The sequence below is a fragment of the Paraburkholderia sp. Cy-641 genome (assembly GCF_011752945.1).
In the GTDB taxonomy this organism is placed as follows: domain Bacteria; phylum Pseudomonadota; class Gammaproteobacteria; order Burkholderiales; family Burkholderiaceae; genus Paraburkholderia.
In genome coordinates, this window is sequence record NZ_VWWM01000020.1 from 44,191 (window position 1) to 62,177 (window position 17,987).

The window sequence follows — 17,987 nt, forward strand, 5'->3', positions numbered from 1 at the left end:
CCGCATGACTGCTTTCGACGTACGTATCGGCATCAACCCGCTCTCGTGGATGAACGACGACCTGCCCTCGCTCGGCGGCGAAACGCCGCTTGAAGTCGCGCTGACCGAGGGCCGCCAGATCGGTTATGAAGGTTTCGAACTCGGCAACAAGTTTCCACGCGAGCCGCAGGCGTTGAAGACGCTGCTCGCGCGCTACGACCTCGCGCTCGTTTCCGGCTGGTATTCCGGAGAACTGGCGAAGCGCAGTGTCGCCGAGGAAATCGCCGCCGTCGGTCCGCATCTCGAACTGCTCGCGCAAAACGGCGCGACGGTGATGGTGTATGGCGAAGTCGCCGATTCGATTCAGGGCGCGGCGCGGCCGCTTTATCAACGGCCGCGTTTTTTCAGCGACGCGCAATGGTCCGGCTACACAGCACGGGTCGACGAATTCGCGCGCTATACGTTGAGCCATGGCGTGCGGCTTGCGTACCATCATCATATGGGCGCCTATGTCGAGACGCCGGCCGACGTCGATCAACTGATGGCACGCACGAGCGATGCGGTCGGCCTGCTGTTCGACGCGGGTCACATCACGTTCGCGGGCGGCGATCCGCTCGCGGTGCTCGACCAGCACATCGCGCGCGTGTGCCACGTGCATTGCAAGGACGTGCGGCCCGCGGTCATGAAGCTCGCGCGCAATCGCAACTGGAGTTTTCTCGATGCGGTAATCGCAGGCGCGTTCACGGTGCCGGGCGACGGGGCCGTGGATTTTGCCGGCATCATCGGCCGGCTGAAGCGGCATGGTTATCGCGGCTGGCTCGTCGTCGAAGCGGAACAGGACCCGGTGGTCGCGCCGTCGTTCGAGTATGCCCAGAAGGGTTATCGGACTTTGCGCACGCTCGCCGATGCACCGCTCGATACGCTCGACGGCACGGGCAAGGAGGCAGCATGAGTTTATTGGTGAAGGCACAGCGCGAGGGCCAAACGATCGCGCGAGTCACGCCGCAGTCGGCCTGCTGGCGTTATGTCGGATTTGCCGCGTACCGGCTCGGCACGAGCGAAATCGTGCACGTATTCGAGCCGTCGCGCGAGGTATGCATCGTCGTGCTGACCGGGGCCGTCGATATCGAAACGCCTAAAGCAACGTGGACCTCGCTCGGTTCGCGCGACAGCGTGTTCGAAGACGCCGCGCCGTGTGCGGTCTATCTGCCGCCGAACGTGCGAGCGACCGTGCGCGCGAACCGCGATGCGGAGATCGGCATCGCAAGCGCGCCGGCCACGGGCGAGTACCCCGCGCGGCTCATCGAGCCCGCCTCGATGAAGCGCTCGACACGCGGCAGGTCGCTCAATACGCGCTACGTCTGCGATATTCTTCCGCAGACCGAGCCTGCCGAATCGCTGCTCGTCGTCGAAGTGAGAACGCCGGGCGGCCATGCGTCGAGCTATCCGCCGCACAAGCACGACACCGACAATATCCCTCACGAGAGTTCGCTCGAAGAGACTTACTATCACCGGCTCGATCCGCCGCAAGGCTTCGCGTTTCAGCGCGTCTACACCGATTCGCGCGATATCGACGAATCGATGGCCGTCGAGAATCACGACGTCGTGATGGTGCCGCGCGGCTATCATCCGGTCGTCGTGCCGTATGGGTACGACTCGTATTATCTGAACGTGATGGCCGGCAGCCAGCGCACCTGGCATTTCCACAACGACCCGGCGCACGATTGGATTATCAATAAGGATGCTTGATTAATTATGCTGCGCGGTGCTTTGATGGCACCGTGCAGCGCGATTCGCATCGCGCTCCCGTACGCCGCTCACTGCGTCGCTCACTGTCCCGCCTTTCTCGCGGCAAGATCGACGCGCAGCGTGCCGTCCTCGTCCATGCGCACCGTCCCCTTCGAGACGTCGCGACGGTAGCCATACAGGTCGAACTTCATTGCGCCGGAGTTCGAACTGTCCTCGATATAGGTGCGCGTATTCGTGACGAGCGAGTTGAACATCTTCACGTCGCCGGCCTCGATCCATACGAAGCTATGCCCCGCGCCGGCCGGCGGCTTCGCAACGGCCGCGCTGTCGCGCCTGAACTTCAGCACGAGCCCGGCCTCGGTAACGGTCGCGCTCGCGAGCCGCGAGATCAGCGCGGGCGGCGGAAACACCGTGTACTGGTCGAACACGAGCTCGTTGCCCTTGAGCGCGACGCCCTTGCGCGTGAACGGCGTCAACGACGCGAGCGGAATATCGAGCGCGCGCAGCAGACCCGCTTGCGGCACGCCGAGCACTTTCACCTCGGCGGGACGATAGACCAGATGCCGTTCGTCCGCCGCGCTGATCGTGCCGCTCATCGTGGTCGGCAGCCATACGCCGGGAAAATGATTCCATAGCTTGATGCCGCCCGTCACTTCGAGCTGGCCGTCGACCGGCTTCAGTTGCAGATCGTTGAGCGAGCGCGGCGCATAGTCGAGCAGATAGTCGTTGAAGAGCGCGGCCATTGCGGGCCACGGTTCGACGACCTCGCCGCCGATGATATGAATGTCGTACTGATCGGGATCGTCGAAATCGACGGGCTCTCCGGGCTTTTTCGGCACCATCTGCGCATCGAGCGAGCGCACGTGAAAGCCGATGCGCCCTGCTACGTAGAAGTCGACGTTCTGCACGTGAATCAGCGGCGCGGGCCCCGACGAATGGCGTTCGTCGCCGAGTGCTGAAGCAGACAACGAAGCCGGCGCCGCGAGACTCCGGCGCTTGAACGCGACGCGCGTGGCGAGCGGAGTCGCATGCGCCGCCGATGCGATGCGTAAATTCTGCGGCACGTATTGCCAGATCGCGCGGGCCTGCGCGAGCGAGGCCTGCTGCGTGCGCAGCAGGCTGTCGTTATAGCGTGCGCTCGCGCTGCCGGTTTGCGACGATTGCGGCGATGGCGACGACCCGGCCTTCGACGCGCTCGCGAGCGTCGGATACGACGGCAGATGCACGTCGAGCGCGCCCGCTTCGTCGAACGTGAAATAGCCGGCGGCCATCTGCTCGCGGTAGTGGTACAGATCGAGCACGAACGGCGCGGCATCGGCCGCGACGTTCGCTGCATTCGATCCGGTCGATGCAAGCGGCGTGATCGCCATGTCGATATTCATCGGCATCGAGCGCATGAACTTCACGTCGCCGCCCTGCACGAGCAGACCGTGCGCAGGCATCGTCGCGGGCCACGCGATGTTCGGCACGGTGCCGTCGTCGAGCGTGAAGCGCACGCCCGACGCGCTCGTTTGAATCTGCGTGATCGTCATGCGCAGCGCGGGCGGCGGCGTCAGTTTCGCGACCTGCATGACAACGTCGTCGCCATCGAGCCGCGCGATCGGCGTGTTGACCTTGAGCAGATCGGCCATCCGCACGTGCGCGGCCTGCATCAGTTTGTCCGCGCCGATGCCCGCCACTTCGACGTGATCGGGATGAAACACGAGTTCGTCAGGATTGCGCATCGACAGCGAGCCGGTCAGCGCGATCGGCACCCACGTGTCGCGATGCATCTCGCCCGTGATGCGCAGATTGCCGCCGTCCTGCGGCACGACGCGCATATTGCGCAGCGGCGAGCCCTGATACTGGAACAGATAACGATCGAAAATCGCGGTGAGCTTCGCGCTGTCGAGCGTGACGTCGCCACGGTGCACGTGGATCGTCGCGCTGGTCGGGTCGTCGAAGACGATCGGCTGACCGGGGCGTGTCGGCGTCAGCGTCGCGGCCATGTCGTGAATCATGAAACCGATCTCGCCCGTCACCCGAAAATCGACGTCGCGCACGAACATGAGCGAACCGTCGATGCCGGAATCGCGCAGCGTCAGCACGCGGCTGCGCGTTTCGTGCATGCCGCTCGCCGAGGGCACGCGCGCGGCGATCTGTTGCTCGGCAGCCCGTTGCCTCGCCTTGTCGCGTTCGAGCGTGGGACGTGATGCGGGTGTCGTACCGGGCGATGCGTTCGCGGTCACGTTCGCCTCTGCTTCGCGATCCTGATTGCCCGGTGCGCTCGCCGCGCGTTGTTGTGCCTTCGATGCGGCATCGGCCGGCATCGAGTCCGCGGTCGAGCTAGCATCCGCGCATGCGAACATCAGCAAGGCGGCGGCCAGTAGCGCCGCGCCCGCGCCGAACCGCGAACTCCAGGAACGCCGGGAATGCCTGGCATGCCCGGCTCGATCCAACGGACCCAGATGCACTTCAACGCGCGCCTCGATGTTCGCTCCGACGCGCTCGACACTCAACGCCACCTGCCGTTTCATCATGTCTCCTCCTGAAGCCGCGGCGCGTCTTTTGCGCGTCTAACGCGGCGGGGTTCGGCGCATTCATGAACTCGGGCGGAAATCGCGTGTACGAGCCCTGCACAGGCTTCGAACATCGCTTCGCCGTTGCGCGCCGCTGACTCGATTGTCTTTATTTGTCCGCGCGTTGCCGACAAGATTTCTGGAGGACGCTCACCAAACGATCAATCGTTTGAATCGCACGAGCGAATCGATGGAAAGCCCCATACACGGGGCCTGTGCGGCAGGTCGCGATGAACGGTTCAAACGCCGTCGCGAACGCGGATCGGCGCCTCGAACCGTGCCGGCAAAGATCACGTCAATCATCAGGTGCTCGAAACGTATGCCGCACCTCATGCGGCGGCGCACTCAACCCGCGATTGCGGCCACGCCGCTCAACCGACGCCGAGCCACTCGCGCATCACGTCGTCGCGCCCGAGAAACGCATCGAGCGCGCCGTCGAACACGATCTCGCCATGCCCCATCACGGCGACGCGACTGGCGATTTCCCGCGCGATCACGAGGCGCTGCTCGATCAGCAGCATCGCGACGCCGCGCTCGCGCAACGTGCGCAGGCACCCGGCGACCTGCTCCATCACGCCGCTCGCGAGACCTTCGCCGGGTTCGTCGATCAGCAGCAGATCGGGATCGCCGAGCAACGCCCGCGCGAGCGCGAGCATCTGCTGCTCGCCGCCCGACAGCGCGCCGGCGCGCGCGTGCCGGCGCTCAGCCAGCACGGGGAACAGCGCGTAGGCGTCATCGAGCGTAAAGCGCGGCGTGCGCTTGCGCGGCGAGATACCGAGCAGCAGATTTTCATGCACGCTCAGCGCCGCGAACACGTCGCGATGTTCGGCCACATAGCCAAGGCCAAGCCGCGCGATTTCGAAGGTGCGCAGCCCGGCGAGCGAACGGCCCGCGAAACGCAACTCGCCCTCGCTGCGCACGAGGCCCATGATCGCGCGCGCAAGCGTCGAGCGCCCCGAGCCGTTGCGGCCAACCAGCGCGAGCACTTCGCCGCGCGCGAGGCCGAGCGTGACGCCGTGCAAGGCCTGGCTCGCGCCATACCACGCGTGCAGATCGCGGATCTCGAGCAGCGCACTCATGCGCGCTCGCCCAGATACGCAGCCCGCACTGCCTCGTCGGCGCGAATCGCCGCCGGCGAACCGGTCGCGATGATGCGCCCCTGCACGAGCACCGAAATGCGGTCGGCAAGCGCGAAGACCGCGTCCATGTCGTGCTCGACCATCAGCAACGTGCGGCCTGCCGTGGTCTCGCGAATCAGTTCGATCGCGCGCGCCGCTTCCGCGCGGTTCATGCCCGCGGTCGGCTCGTCGAGCAGCAAGGTATGCGCGCCGCCCGCGAGCGCGATGCCGAGATCAAGCGCGCGCTGCTCCGCATAACTGAGCGTGCCGGCCTGCACGTCGCGGCGCGCGCCGAGGCCGACCGCGTCGAGCACCTCGGCCGCGCGCGCATCGATCGCCGGCGAGCCGGTCACGCGTTGCCACCAGCGCGTACGGTCGCGCTCGGCAAGCATGGCCGCGCAGCGCAGATTGTCGAACACGCTGAGCCGCGCGAACACACTCGTGCTCTGGAAACTGCGCGCGAGGCCGCGGCGCGCGATCGCAGCCGGCGCGAGCCGCGTGATCTCCGCGCCGAACAGATGGATGCGCCCCGCGCTCGGCCGCGCACCGCCGGCGATCAGATTGAACAGCGTCGACTTGCCCGCGCCGTTCGGGCCGATCAGCGCATGCCGCTCGCCAGGCTCGATCTCGAGATCGACACCGCGCAGAATCCGCGTCGCACCGAAACGCTTTTCGATGTTGTAGAGACCCAGTGCCGGGATCATCGCGTCTCTCCGCTGGATGACGCAACGCGAGCGCGCCCGGCTTGAGGGGCGAGACGAGCGTGCGCGCGCATCGCATAGCGCGTGGTCAGCGCACCGAACGCGGCAAGCAAGGCCAGCGCCACGGCGGGCCACCACGACACCGCGCTCAACGCCGATGCAAGCGGCGCACCGTCAGCCCCCGCGTTTGCGCCGAAGCCGAAGATCGCGCCCGCCGCGCCCTCGTCCGCGCCGAATCGCGCGGCATAGGCCCACTGCACCGCGAGCACGACGGCCGCGCTCCACAGCACCGACGCCAGCACACTCCATAGATAGGCGGCGCGGCACCGCCGCCAGCCTTGCGCCGCGATGCGCGCCGCGTGCCGCGCGCAGAAACCCGCGAGCCCGTCGGGCGCGGCGAGCACGACGGCCACGAAGAAGAGACCCAGATAGAACAGCCACGCGCGCGTGACGCTCGCGACGATCACGCTGAAAAACGTCAACACGAGCGCGCCGGCAACCGGCCCGAAAAACGCAGCCGTCCCGCCGATCACCGTCGCGATCAGCACCGCACCCGAGCGCATCATGCCGACGCTTTCCGTCGACACGAGTTCGATATTGACGAGCCCCATCGTCCCCGCCATGCCCGCGAAAAACGCCGACAGCACCACCACGCCATAGCGGATACGCGCCGGATAGCAGCCGATCGCGGCCGCGCGCGCCGGGTTGTCGCGCACCGCGTTCGCGAGGCGCATGAACGGCGTGCGCGACAGCGCGAACATCGCCGCGCTCGCGGCGAGACACCACAGCGCGATCAGCGCATAGGCCTCGCGCGCCGGACCGAAGCTCAGGCCAAAAAAGCGCGGGCCGCTCGCGCGATCGATGGCGATGCCGGCCTCGCCGCCGAACCAGCCCGGCAGCGTCCACGCGGCCGCGACCACGAGTTCGCCGAGGCCGAGCGTAATCATCGCGAACGCGGTGCCGGCACGGCGCGTCGCGATCAGGCCAAACAGCAGGCCGCACAACGCGCCGCCCATGCCGCCGACGAGCGGCAGCAGCACGAGCGGCATGCCGGTCGCGTTGAACATGCGCGCGGCGATCAGCGCGCCGAGCCCCGCATAGGCGGCATGCCCGAACGACAGCAGCCCGGTCTCGCCGAGCAGCAGGTTGTAGGAGAGCGCGAACACGATCATCGTCGCGGTCTGCGCGAGGTACGCGAGCAGCCAGCTTTGCGACCCGACGAACGGCGGCAACGCGAGAAAGACGGCGAGCGCGAGCCAAGGTGCGAACGAACGCGCGGACGGCCCACGCCCAGCGGTTTGCGGTGCAGTCCCAGGGCGCTCCGGGCGCTCCGGGTGCTCCGGGTGCTCCGGGTGCTCCGGGTGCTCCGGGTGCTCCGGGCGTGCTGCGGCGCCCCTCGCCTCCGCCCCCGCATCCCGCTTACGCATGATCCCCCCGCCGTCCGAACAGCCCTCGCGGCCTCAGCGCCAGCACCGCGACGAGCAGCAGATACGGAATCAGCGGCGCGAGTTGCGCGAGCGTCAGCGCGTCCCAGCCGGGCGGCAACGCCACGCCGGCGACCGACAGCACCTCTCCCAGCGACACGTCGCTCGCCACCGCGAGCGTCTGCACGCAGCCGACCAGCAGCGACGCCACGAGCGCCCCGCTCAACGAACCGAGCCCGCCGATCACGACCACGACGAACACGATCGAGCCGAGCGATTCCGCCATCGCCGGCTCGATCACGAAGAGCGGCGCGCCGATCACGCCGGCCAGCGCGGCGAGCGCCGTGCCGGCCGCGAATACCCCGGTGAACACGGCGGGCACGTTATGACCGAGCGCTTCGACCGCGTGCGGATGCGTCAGCGCGGCGCGCACGACGAGGCCCGCGCGCGACACGCGCAGCACCGCGACGAGCGCCGCGAGCATCGCCAGCGACACCGCCATCATGAACGCGCGATAGCGCGCGAAGCTCGCGCCGTACAGCGAGAACAGCGAGCCGTCGAGCACGGCCGGCACCGGCGCGGACAGCGGACCGAGCCCCCAGCCGAGCTTGACCAGTTCGCCGAGCAGATACGCCGCACCGAACGTGAGCAGCAACTCGGGCAGATGACCGTGCGCGCGCACGCGCCGCAACAGCCAATGCTCGAACGCCGCGCCGAGCAGACCGACGCCGAGCGGCGCGATCACGAGCGCGCTCCAGAACCCGGCGCGCGCGGCCACCGAAAAGCCGACGTACGCGCCGAGCATGTAGAAGCTCGCATGCGCGAAATTGAGCACGCCGAGCATGCTGAAAATCAGCGTGAGCCCGGCGGACAGCATGAACAGCAGCAGCCCGTAGCTGAGGCCGTTGAGGAGATTGACGATGAACGACTGCACGCGCTGAATCCGTTCCGGTCTGTCCCGACTCGCTTCAGCCCGCCTGCGCGGCCACGGCAAGCGGTTCGAGCGCCGCGCGCAGTTCGGCGGGCAGGTTCACGGGACGGCGCGTGACGCGATCCACGTAGACGTGCACGAAATGCCCCTGCGCGGCGGGTTCGACCTCGCCCTCCCGGAAAAGCCCGACTTCGTAGCGCACGCTCGACGTGCCGAGCCGCGCGACACGCAGGCCCGCGTCGATGCGATCCGGAAACACGAGCGGCGCGAAGTAATTGCACTGCGTCTCGACGACGAGCCCGATCGTCGCGCCCTGCTCGAAATCGAGCACGCCCGCGCGGATCAGATACTCGTTCACGACGGTGTCGAAATAGCTGTAGTAGACGACGTTGTTCACGTGACCGTAGACGTCATTGTCCATCCAGCGGGTCGTGATCGGCAGGAAGTGCGGGTAGGCGGAGCGTGGCGCGGGAGCGGGTTTGTTCATGAGGCGTGGGGTTTGATCGGCTGCGTGATGATAGGGGTATTTCTGGCGATAGCGATAGCGATAACGCGAGCGATGACAATGACCATGACGACAACAGCGGCGGTCAGGCGCGACGCGTGGCCGTGGCCGCTACCGCGCACCGCCTCGCCTCGTCACAGCGACTCGGTCAGCATGCGGCGGTAATCGTCGGCCGTCGCTTCGCGCGGATTCGTACGATGGCAATGATCGGCGAGCGCGCCCTGCACGACCTTGTCGAACATGCTCTCGTCGACGTCCATCTGCGCGAGGCCGGTCGGCAGACCGAGCCGTGCCGTCATGTCGAACAGCGCCTGCGCGAGATCGGTCTGCTCGGACAATCCCATCACGCGGCGCATGCGTGCGAAGCGACGCTCGGCCACCACGCTCGGCGCGCGTTCGTTGAAGCGCAGCACGGCGGGCAGCACGACCGCGTTCAGCGTGCCGTGATGCAGCGAGGTTCGGCCGTTCACCTTCAGCCCGCCCAGCGGATGCGACAGCGAGTGTACACAGCCGAGCCCCTTCTGGAACGCCATCGCGCCCTGCATCGACGCGCTCATCATGTTCAGACGCGCCTCGCGGTCGCTGCCGTCCGCGCATGCCCGCTCGATGCTGTGCCACGCGCGTTCGAGACCGTCGAGCGCGATGCCGTCGGCGGGCGGATTGAAGGCCGGCGCGAGGAACGTTTCGATGCAGTGCGCGATCGCGTCCATGCCGGTCGCCGCGGTCAGCCCCGGCGGCAGGCCGAGCGTCAGCCCTGGATCGCAGAGCGCCGCCTTCGGCAACAGATGCCACGAGTGAAAGCCGAGCTTGCGGCCATCGTCGAGGATCACGATCGCGCCGCGCGCGACTTCGCTGCCGGTGCCCGCGGTGGTCGGAATCGCGATCAGCGGCGCGACGGCCTCGGTGATCTTCGCGCTACCGCCTTCGATCGTCGCGTACTGCGTGAGCGGTCCCGGATGCGTGGCCGCGATCGCGACGCCCTTGGCGAGATCGATCGACGAACCGCCGCCCACCGCGATCAGGCCATCGCAGCCCGCGTCGCGATACATCCGCGCGGCGGCCAGCACCATCGCCTCGGTCGGGTTCGACGGCGTGTCGTCGAAGAGCGGCACGTCGCCGAGCTTCAGCGCGTCGAGCGCGCGCTGCGCGATGCCGGCCGCGACGACGCCCTTGTCGCTGATGACGAGCGGCCGCGTCATGCCGATGCGCGCGCATTCGGCCGGCAGTTGCGACAATGCTTCGTAGCCCAGATGAATATGCGTCAGATAGTAGATGTAAGCCATGCCGTGCTTCTCCCGAGCGTGAGCTCATTGACCGCTGATTGACTTGGGTTGATCGTTCGTTGCCGCGCTGACTGGGGTGCTGGTTCGGGTGCTGTTTTGTGCGTTGTTTGGTGTGCTATTTCGTGTGCCGGTTCGTATGCCGGTTCGTGCGTCGTCTGGTGTGGCCGATGCCGTGCGCCGTATCGAGGTTGTCTGCGCGGGCCGTGTCGTTTAGGCCTGCTTCGAGCTTCGCCGCCGTTGCCTCGTCGGCCCGTTATGTATCGTCGCGCGATGAAGTACCGCCGACGCGGGCAACACCATGCTCGCCGCCATCGCGCCGCCCGCGAACGCGACTCACTGCCCCGGCCGCTCGACGAATTCGAACGGCAGACCGCGCCGCCGCATCCATTCGCCGAGCGCCTGGCCGGTGCCCGCGCGCCAGGGCCGCAGCTTCGCCGGCTCGACGAGCCGGTATTCGAGCAGTTCCGGCGATAGCGAGACCGTCCCATGCGCCTTCACGTGATACGCGATGATCAGCTCGTTCTTGCGGATGAACTCGTACACGCCGATCAGTTCGACCGACTCCGTCTGCAGCGACGTCTCTTCGAGCACTTCGCGCGCGATGCCCTGCTCCGGCGTCTCGCCGTTTTCGAGGAAGCCGGTAATCAGCGCGAACATGCCCTCGGGCCACGCAGCATTGCGCGCGAGCAGAATCTTGCCCTCGTACTCGACGATCGCGGCCACGACCGGCAGCGGGTTATTCCAGTGGACGTAGCCGCACACGGTATCGGGGCAGCTTTGGCGTATGCGGCCGCCTTCGTGCTCGGGGTCGGCGCGTTCGGTCAACGGCTTGGCGCAGCGGGGACAAAAGCGGTATTCGGTCATGTCGTGAGGTGTCTCGTGTCTTGTGTGTATGTCTGTCTGCCGCGATTGGACGCGGTCGGGGGCGGCTGCGTGCGATGGCGAGGAGTAAAGGCGGAAGGTGATGGCGGCGGCGCGCTTCGCTTCACGCCTTGCATTACGCCGCGCACAACTCGCGCAGCTCGGCGGCAAAGCGCTCGACCGTCGCGGGCTGCGTGTCCCACGCGCACATCAGCCGGCAGCCGCCCGCGCCGATGAATTCGTAGAACCTCCAGCCGCGCGCGCGCATCGCCTTCGCGGCGTGCGGCGGCAACTGCGCGAAGACCGCGTTCGATTCGCCCGGAAACATGATGCTCACACCCGGAATTTCCTGCAACCGCGTTTGCAGCAGACGCGCCATCGCGTTCGCGTGACGCGCGTTGCGCAGCCACACGTCGTTGTCGAGCAGGCCGAGCCAGGGCGCGGAGATGAAGCGCATCTTCGAGGCAAGCTGCCCCGCCTGCTTCAGGCGATAGGCGAAATCGTCGGCGAGGGCGCGATCGAAGAACACCACCGCTTCGCCGACCGGCAGGCCGTTCTTCGTGCCGCCGAAGCACAGCACGTCGACGCCCGCGCGCCACGTGATCTCCGACGGATGCACGTCGAGCGCCGCGACCGCGTTCGCAAAGCGCGCGCCGTCCATATGCAGCTTCAGATGACGGCGCTTCGCGATCGCCGCGATCGCGCGCACTTCCTCGACCGTGTAGACGGTGCCGACCTCGGTCGACTGCGTGAGCGTGACGACCTTCGGCTTCGGATAGTGGATGTCGGCGCGGCGCGTGACGACCGCTTCGATCGCATCGGGCGTGAGCTTGCCGCCGATGCCAGGCGCCGTCAGCAGCTTCGAGCCGCCCGAGAAGAATTCGGGGCCGCCGCATTCGTCGGTCTCGATGTGCGCGAGTTCGTGGCAGATCACCGAGTGATACGACTGGCACAGCGAGGCCAGCGCGAGCGAGTTGGCGGCCGTGCCGTTGAAGACGAAGAACACCTCGCAGTCGGTCTGGAACAGATCGCGCAGACGGTCGCAGACCTGGCTCGTCCAGGAATCGTCGCCGTAGGCCGGCTCGTGGCCGCTGTGGTTGGCGGCGATCAGCGCCTCGAGCGCTTCGGGACAGATGCCGGCGTAGTTATCGGACGCGAAATGTTGCATGGTGGCGCGGCGCGCCCGGCGACAGGCGCGTGGAAATGACGGGAAGCGGTCATTTTAGTGCGATCGTGCGATTTTGGTGAAGGTATGCGGGATGGGCGCCGGGTGTGGTGGTATCGGATGTCGGCCTGGGAAGGGGGACGAGGTTGGGGCTTCGGGCTTCGGGCTTCGGGCTTCGGGCTTCGGGCTTCGGGCTTCGGGCTTCGGGCTTCGGGCTTCGGGCTTCGGGCTCTCCAAATCGTCGAACACCTCGGCCGTTAGTTGCAGCCGCAATCCGGCATACCGCCACGGCTACGCGGCATGCGCGCCACGGCGACCAGTCCCGCCGCCCCCGCCAGCAGCGCGCCCACGGCCAGCCACAGCGCCGGCGAAAACGATCCCGTCTGCGCGGCAATCGGCGCGGCCACCAGCGGACCGACGATCTGGCCGATGCCGTAAGCCGCCGTCGCATAGCCCATCAGGCCGGCCGCATCGTCGCCACGCAGACGCCGCGCCTCGCACATCGCGAACAGCGTGATCGCGGTGAACGGCAGGCCGATCAGGATGCTGCCGAGCGAGAAGCCGCCCGCTGTCGGCCAGACGATGCCCAGCGCGATGCCGAGCGCTTGCAGCACGTAGGAGCCGGCGAGCAGCGCGCGGTTGTCCCAATGCACGGGCAAACGCGCGGCCGCCATCGCACCGACGATCAGCGCCACGCCGAACATCGGCCAGAACAGGTCAGGCCACGACGAACCCGGCAGCGCGTGGCGCGCTATGACTGGCAGGAACGTCGCGGTGATGATGTAGCCGAAGCCGGGGATGCCGTAGAGCAGGACCAGCCAGAAGGCGTCGACACGGTGAGCGGTGGCGCTTCGATGGGCCGGGATTGAGTGGGCGTGCTCCTCGGCGGTGTCGGCCGATGCAACGTGAGTCGATTCGGCCAACGCCGCGACAGCAGCGCGCTCTGACTCAAGATAGTCCGCCGCGCCCTCCCTTGCCGCGCTGCCGCTCCGGGCCGCCCGATCCGCGGCGGCTTGTTGCGCCGCGCGCGGCCGCTCCCGCTTCGCGCCGTCCGCGGCGCTCTTGCGACCGCCTTCCGGCGCGGCTTGCGCACGCGGCGCGGCGCCGAACACCGGCCACACCAGCGCCGACAGCAGCGCGCCGATCACGCCGAAACCGATCCACCCGGCCGTCGCGCCATACCGGCCCGCGATGCTCACGAACAAGCCCGTGCCGACGATACCGACGCCCGGCCCCGTATAAATCACCCCGCTCCACGCATGCGCACCGAGTTCGGCGAGCCGCCGCAAGCCCCACTGCGACGCGAACACGAAGGTCCACGCGCTGACCGCCCCGGCGACGAAGCGCACCACGGCCCATACCCAGAACTGGCTCGTGACGCCCATCGCGAGTGTCAGCACAACCGTCGCGACGAGCCCCACGCGCACCATGCGCGCCGGGTCGGTACGCAGCGCCGCGCACATCACCGCGCCGGCGAAATAGCCCGCGTAGTTGAACGAGGCGAGCCAGCCGCCGTGCTGGATGTCGATCTGCGGCTGGCCGAGCGCGGCGCCGTGCAGCATCAGCGGCAGCAGTGGCGTGAAGGCGAAGCGGCCGATACCGAGCGCGACGGCCAGCGTCACCATGCAGGCAAGCGCCGCGCGCCGGGCGGCGTGGGGTTCGTGGAAGCGCATAGATGTGTGGGAGGCGAGAGCGTTCATGGTCGGCGGTCGAACAGCAGTGAGGTGATCCCTATGTGAATCCATCTTAGCTTGACCAGACGATCTCTAAAAATGAATAATTAGGATATCAACCATCACCCGGAGAGAATCATGGATCTGGCCGCCCTGACCATTTTTCGCGCCGTCGTGCGGGAAAACGGCGTGACGCGCGCCGCCGCCAAGCTCAACCGCGTGCAATCGAACGTGACGACGCGCATCAAGCAGCTCGAAGAGCAACTCGGCACCGAACTGTTCATCCGCGACGGCCGCCGCCTCGTGCTGACACCGGCCGGCGAAACGCTGCTGCCCTACGCGGAGCGCCTGCTCGCGCTCGCCGACGAAGCGCGCCACGCGGTGCGCGAGGACCGGCCGAGCGGGCGTCTGCGGCTCGGCACGATGGAAAGCGTCGCGGCGACGCGTCTGCCGGGCCTGCTCGCGCAATATCACCAGCAGTGGCCCGCCGTCGAGCTGGAACTGGAGACGGGCACGACCGGCAAGCTGATCGAGCGGGTGCGCGAGTTCGAGGTCGATGCCGCGCTCGTGGCGACGCCGCTCGATCCGGCCGCGCTCGGCGAGTTGTTCGAGAGCGTGCCGGTTTTTCGCGAAGAACTCGTGATGCTGACGCCGCGCGGACATCGGCCGATTCGCGAAGTACGCGACGTCGCGCTCTCGACGCTGATCGCGTTCGAGCGCGGCTGCGCCTATCGGTCGTATATCGAAAAGTGGTATCTGGAGCACGACATGCGGCCCGCGCGCGTGCTCGAACTCGGCTCGTATCACGCGATCGTCGCGTGCGTGGCGGCCGGCGCCGGCGTCGCGGTCGCGCCGCGCTCGGTGCTCGACCTGCAGGCCGACGCGAGCAATATCGCGGTACACGCGCTACCCGACATCGGGATGATCGAAACGCTGCTCGTCTGGAGACGCGGCCATTTTTCGTCCGCGCTCAATGCGCTGCGGCGCACGCTGGTGGCGCCGCAGGAGAATGCGGTAGCCGGGGATATGCCGCAGCGTGTAGATGCGACGGTCGCGATCGATGCGGGTGCTGCGTGATGGGTGGGGGCTTGCGTTTGCCGAGGGTCTGCTGCCGGTCGTCTGCTGCGGGTCTGCTGTGAAGCTCGTCATGGCCTCGCTCGCGTACGGAGAAAACGAAAGGGCCACGCGGCAAACCGCGTGGCCCTTTCTCTCGTCAACCAGACCAATCCGGAACGAGTCCGGATTCAAGCCTTAACAAGTCAAGCCGCAATCACAGCTGAGCTTCGACCCAAGCCTTGACGCCCGCAAGCGCCGCCGGCAGGTTGGCCGGCTCGGTACCGCCGGCCTGAGCCATATCGGGACGGCCGCCGCCCTTGCCGCCGACTTGCTGCGCAACGAAGTTGACCAGTTCGCCGGCCTTGACCTTCTTGCTCGCGTCGGGGGTCACGCCGGCGATCAGGCTCACCTTGCCGCCCTCCACCGCAGCCAGCACGATGGCCGCGCTCTTGAGCTTGTCCTTGAGCTTGTCGACCGTTTCGCGCAACGTCTTGACGTCCGCGCCATCGAGCGTTGCCGCCAGCACATGCACGCCGCCCACCTCGATCGCCTGGCCCGCGAGTTCGTCGCCCTGGCTCAACGCCATCTTCGACTTCAGCGCGCCCAGCTCCTTTTCGAGCGCCTTCACCTGATCCTGCACCTGGCCGATGCGCTGCGTGAGTTCCGCCGGCTGCGCCTTCAGCACCGTCGCCGCCGCGTTGATGCGCGCTTCGAGGTCTTGCACGTAACGCACCGCGTTGTCGCCGGTGATCGCTTCGACACGGCGGATACCCGCCGCGACGCCGCCTTCCATCACGATCTTGAAGAAGCCGATGTCGCCCGAGCGGCTCACGTGCGTGCCGCCGCACAGCTCACGCGAGAAGCCGAGGTCGAGCACGCGCACTTCGTCGCCGTACTTTTCGCCGAACAGCGCCATCGCGCCGCCCTTCACCGCCTCGTCGTACGACATCAAACGCACGATGCCGGGCGCGTTCGCGAGCACTTCGGCATTGACGATTTCCTCGACGCGACGAATCTGCTCGTCCGTCATCGGCGCGTTGTGCGCGAAGTCGAAGCGGGTCTTGTCGGCGTCGACGAGCGAGCCCTTCTGCTGCACGTGCGAGCCGAGCACTTCGCGCAGCGCCTTGTGCATCAGGTGCGTGGCCGAGTGGTTGCGTGCCGTGCGGGCGCGGCGCACCGCGTCGATTTCCGCCTTGACGACGTCGCCGACCTTCAGCGTGCCCTGTTCGAGCGTGCCGTGATGGCCGACCACGTCGGCCTGCACCTTCAGCGTATCGGCAACGGCAAAGCGCGTGCTGGCGTTGGCGAGCACGCCCTGGTCGCCGACCTGGCCGCCCGACTCCGCGTAGAACGGCGTGTGATCGAGCACGACGACGGCCTGCTGGCCGTCCTGCACCTGCTGCACCGATGCGCCGTCGACGTAGAGCGCCACGACCTTCGCGTCGTCGAAGACGATTTCTTCGTAGCCGTGGAACGTGGTCTTCGCGCCCGAGTATTCGAGGCCCTGCGCCATCTTGAACTTGCCGGCCGCGCGTGCCTGCTCGCGCTGGCGTGCCATCGCTTCGTCGAAGGCCGGTTCGTCGACCGTCACTTCGCGTTCGCGGCAGACGTCCGCGGTCAGGTCGAGCGGGAAGCCGTAGGTGTCGTGCAGCTTGAAGGCGAGTTCGCCGTCGAGCGTCTTGCCGCCCTTCGCCGTGAGTTCAGCCAGAGCGGCTTCGAGAATCGACATGCCGTGCTCGATCGTCTCGAAGAAGCGCTCCTCTTCCTGGCGCAGCACGTCGGTCACGCGCTGCTCGGCGTCCTTCAGTTCCGGATAAGCCGCGCCCATTTGCGCGACGAGGTCCGCCACCATGCGATGGAAGAACGAACCCTTCTTGCCGAGCTTGTAGCCGTGGCGGATCGCGCGGCGCACGATACGGCGCAGCACGTAGCCGCGGCCTTCGTTGCCCGGAATCACGCCGTCGACGATCAGGAACGAGCACGCGCGGATGTGGTCCGCGATTACCTTCAGCGAGTTGTTCGTGAGGTCGCTCACGCCGGTTTCGCGGCCCGCGGCCTGAATCAGCGCCTGGAACAGGTCGATCTCGTAGTTGCTGTGCACGTGCTGCAGCACGGCGGCGATACGTTCGAGGCCCATGCCGGTATCGACGCATTGCTTGGGCAGCGGCGTCATGTTGCCCTGCGCATCGCGGCTGAACTGCATGAACACGAGGTTCCAGATCTCGATGTAGCGGTCGCCGTCTTCCTCGGGCGACCCCGGCGGGCCGCCCCACACGTCCGGGCCGTGGTCGTAGAAGATTTCCGAGCACGGGCCGCACGGGCCGACATCCGCCATCTGCCAGAAGTTGTCCGAAGCGTAGCGCGCGCCCTTGTTGTCGCCGATGCGGATGATGCGCTCGACCGGCACGCCCACTTCCTTCGCCCAGATGTCGTGCGCTTCGTCGTCTTCCTGGTAGACGGTGACCCAGAGCTTCTCTTTCGGCAGCTTGTAGACTTCGGTCAGCAGTTCCCACGCGTAGTGGATCGCGTCGCGCTTGAAGTAGTCGCCGAACGAGAAGTTGCCGAGCATCTCGAAGAACGTGTGGTGGCGCGCGGTATAGCCGACGTTTTCGAGGTCGTTGTGCTTGCCGCCCGCGCGCACGCTGCGCTGCGCGGTCGTGGCACGCGAATACGGACGCGACTCCGCGCCGAGGAACACATCTTTGAACTGCACCATCCCCGAATTGGTGAAGAGCAGTGTCGGGTCGTTGCCGGGCACGAGGCTCGACGAACGGACGATCGTGTGGCCCTTCGATTCGAAGAACTTGAGGAATTTCTCGCGGATTTCAGCGGCTTTCATAGCGTGCGGGGGACGGGTCCTGACGGTTCCTGACTGAGACTGGCTGCATCGCGGGATGCGCCAACTGTCTGTTTCTTAAACGACTGATTATACGGGATCGGCGCGCGTGCGCGGCAGCGCGCCCGGTGCCGTCGGCCATCCGGCC

Annotated in this window: 14 protein-coding genes; 3 read left to right on the plus strand and 11 right to left on the minus strand. The window is 67.1% G+C overall.

Translation table 11 applies throughout. The annotated features are described in order from the left end of the window. The first annotated feature begins 4 nt into the window (after nt 1–4). Nucleotides 5–931 carry a myo-inosose-2 dehydratase gene (gene iolE / locus F3J20_RS13135; protein WP_167283551.1) on the plus strand — a complete coding sequence of 309 codons (927 nt, stop codon included), beginning with the start codon at nt 5–7 and terminating at the stop codon, nt 929–931. Next, nucleotides 928–1,728, plus strand: a complete 801-nt coding sequence (gene iolB, locus F3J20_RS13140; protein WP_167283552.1) for a 5-deoxy-glucuronate isomerase — start codon at nt 928–930, stop codon at nt 1,726–1,728. The genes iolE and iolB overlap by 4 nt, the downstream gene beginning before the upstream one ends. 80 nt (nt 1,729–1,808) lie before the next feature. On the opposite strand, the gene F3J20_RS13145 is transcribed toward iolB, so the two are convergent. From F3J20_RS13145 to F3J20_RS13190, 10 genes are all read right to left on the minus strand, one after another. Next, nucleotides 1,809–4,076, minus strand: a complete 2,268-nt coding sequence (locus tag F3J20_RS13145) for a hypothetical protein (protein ID WP_167283596.1) — start codon at nt 4,074–4,076, stop codon at nt 1,809–1,811. Nucleotides 4,077–4,657: 581 nt separating this feature from the next. Continuing rightward, on the minus strand, nt 4,658–5,365 hold the full coding sequence (locus F3J20_RS13150) for an ABC transporter ATP-binding protein (RefSeq protein WP_167283553.1): 708 nt from the start codon (nt 5,363–5,365) through the stop codon (nt 4,658–4,660). Then, nucleotides 5,362–6,108 carry an ABC transporter ATP-binding protein gene (locus F3J20_RS13155; RefSeq protein WP_167283554.1) on the minus strand — a complete coding sequence of 249 codons (747 nt, stop codon included), beginning with the start codon at nt 6,106–6,108 and terminating at the stop codon, nt 5,362–5,364. The genes F3J20_RS13150 and F3J20_RS13155 overlap by 4 nt, the downstream gene beginning before the upstream one ends. Next, nucleotides 6,105–7,532, minus strand: coding sequence for a branched-chain amino acid ABC transporter permease (locus F3J20_RS13160; RefSeq protein ID WP_205299286.1), 1,428 nt, complete (start codon nt 7,530–7,532; stop codon nt 6,105–6,107). Before F3J20_RS13160 ends, F3J20_RS13155 begins: the two co-directional genes overlap by 4 nt. After that, on the minus strand, nt 7,525–8,463 hold the full coding sequence (locus tag F3J20_RS13165) for a branched-chain amino acid ABC transporter permease (protein ID WP_167283555.1): 939 nt from the start codon (nt 8,461–8,463) through the stop codon (nt 7,525–7,527). Before F3J20_RS13165 ends, F3J20_RS13160 begins: the two co-directional genes overlap by 8 nt. A 34-nt stretch (nt 8,464–8,497) precedes the next feature. Beyond that, complete coding sequence (locus F3J20_RS13170; RefSeq protein WP_167043166.1) at nt 8,498–8,947, minus strand: thioesterase family protein; 450 nt, start codon at nt 8,945–8,947, stop codon at nt 8,498–8,500. Between the two features lie 152 nt (nt 8,948–9,099). Next, nucleotides 9,100–10,248 (minus strand): iron-containing alcohol dehydrogenase, encoded by a 1,149-nt coding sequence (locus F3J20_RS13175; protein ID WP_167283556.1) that lies wholly within the window; start codon nt 10,246–10,248, stop codon nt 9,100–9,102. Nucleotides 10,249–10,581: 333 nt separating this feature from the next. Next, the gene (locus F3J20_RS13180; RefSeq protein ID WP_167043162.1) at nt 10,582–11,112 is read right to left on the minus strand and encodes an NUDIX domain-containing protein; all 531 of its coding nucleotides are present in this window, start codon (nt 11,110–11,112) and stop codon (nt 10,582–10,584) included. 133 nt (nt 11,113–11,245) lie between these two features. After that, entirely contained in the window at nt 11,246–12,277 is a 1,032-nt protein-coding gene (locus F3J20_RS13185; RefSeq protein ID WP_167043160.1) for a low specificity L-threonine aldolase, read from the minus strand. A 254-nt stretch (nt 12,278–12,531) separates the two neighbouring features. Continuing rightward, nucleotides 12,532–13,974: a YbfB/YjiJ family MFS transporter gene (locus F3J20_RS13190; RefSeq protein ID WP_167283557.1), complete on the minus strand. Its 1,443-nt coding sequence runs from the start codon at nt 13,972–13,974 to the stop codon at nt 12,532–12,534. Between the two features lie 111 nt (nt 13,975–14,085). Here F3J20_RS13190 and F3J20_RS13195 point away from each other — a divergent pair, with 111 nt between their 5' ends. After that, nucleotides 14,086–15,024 (plus strand): LysR family transcriptional regulator, encoded by a 939-nt coding sequence (locus F3J20_RS13195; RefSeq protein WP_167283558.1) that lies wholly within the window; start codon nt 14,086–14,088, stop codon nt 15,022–15,024. A 193-nt stretch (nt 15,025–15,217) separates the two neighbouring features. Here F3J20_RS13195 and alaS read toward each other — a convergent pair whose 3' ends face one another. After that, nucleotides 15,218–17,842 carry an alanine--tRNA ligase gene (gene alaS / locus F3J20_RS13200; RefSeq protein ID WP_167283559.1) on the minus strand — a complete coding sequence of 875 codons (2,625 nt, stop codon included), beginning with the start codon at nt 17,840–17,842 and terminating at the stop codon, nt 15,218–15,220. Between the last annotated feature and the right edge of the window lie 145 nt (nt 17,843–17,987).

Bases quoted from the DNA above. Each gene is read 5' to 3' on its own strand.
- iolE (WP_167283551.1), top strand. From the start codon at position 5: ATGACTGCTTTCGACGTACGTATCGGCATCAACCCGCTCTCGTGGATG.
- iolB (WP_167283552.1), top strand. From the start codon at position 928: ATGAGTTTATTGGTGAAGGCACAGCGCGAGGGCCAAACGATCGCGCGA.
- F3J20_RS13145 (WP_167283596.1), bottom strand. From the start codon at position 4,076: ATGTTCGCATGCGCGGATGCTAGCTCGACCGCGGACTCGATGCCGGCC.
- F3J20_RS13150 (WP_167283553.1), bottom strand. From the start codon at position 5,365: ATGAGTGCGCTGCTCGAGATCCGCGATCTGCACGCGTGGTATGGCGCG.
- F3J20_RS13155 (WP_167283554.1), bottom strand. From the start codon at position 6,108: ATGATCCCGGCACTGGGTCTCTACAACATCGAAAAGCGTTTCGGTGCG.
- F3J20_RS13160 (WP_205299286.1), bottom strand. From the start codon at position 7,532: ATGCGTAAGCGGGATGCGGGGGCGGAGGCGAGGGGCGCCGCAGCACGC.
- F3J20_RS13170 (WP_167043166.1), bottom strand. From the start codon at position 8,947: ATGAACAAACCCGCTCCCGCGCCACGCTCCGCCTACCCGCACTTCCTG.
- F3J20_RS13175 (WP_167283556.1), bottom strand. From the start codon at position 10,248: ATGGCTTACATCTACTATCTGACGCATATTCATCTGGGCTACGAAGCA.
- F3J20_RS13180 (WP_167043162.1), bottom strand. From the start codon at position 11,112: ATGACCGAATACCGCTTTTGTCCCCGCTGCGCCAAGCCGTTGACCGAA.
- F3J20_RS13185 (WP_167043160.1), bottom strand. From the start codon at position 12,277: ATGCAACATTTCGCGTCCGATAACTACGCCGGCATCTGTCCCGAAGCG.
- F3J20_RS13190 (WP_167283557.1), bottom strand. From the start codon at position 13,974: ATGAACGCTCTCGCCTCCCACACATCTATGCGCTTCCACGAACCCCAC.
- F3J20_RS13195 (WP_167283558.1), top strand. From the start codon at position 14,086: ATGGATCTGGCCGCCCTGACCATTTTTCGCGCCGTCGTGCGGGAAAAC.
- alaS (WP_167283559.1), bottom strand. From the start codon at position 17,842: ATGAAAGCCGCTGAAATCCGCGAGAAATTCCTCAAGTTCTTCGAATCG.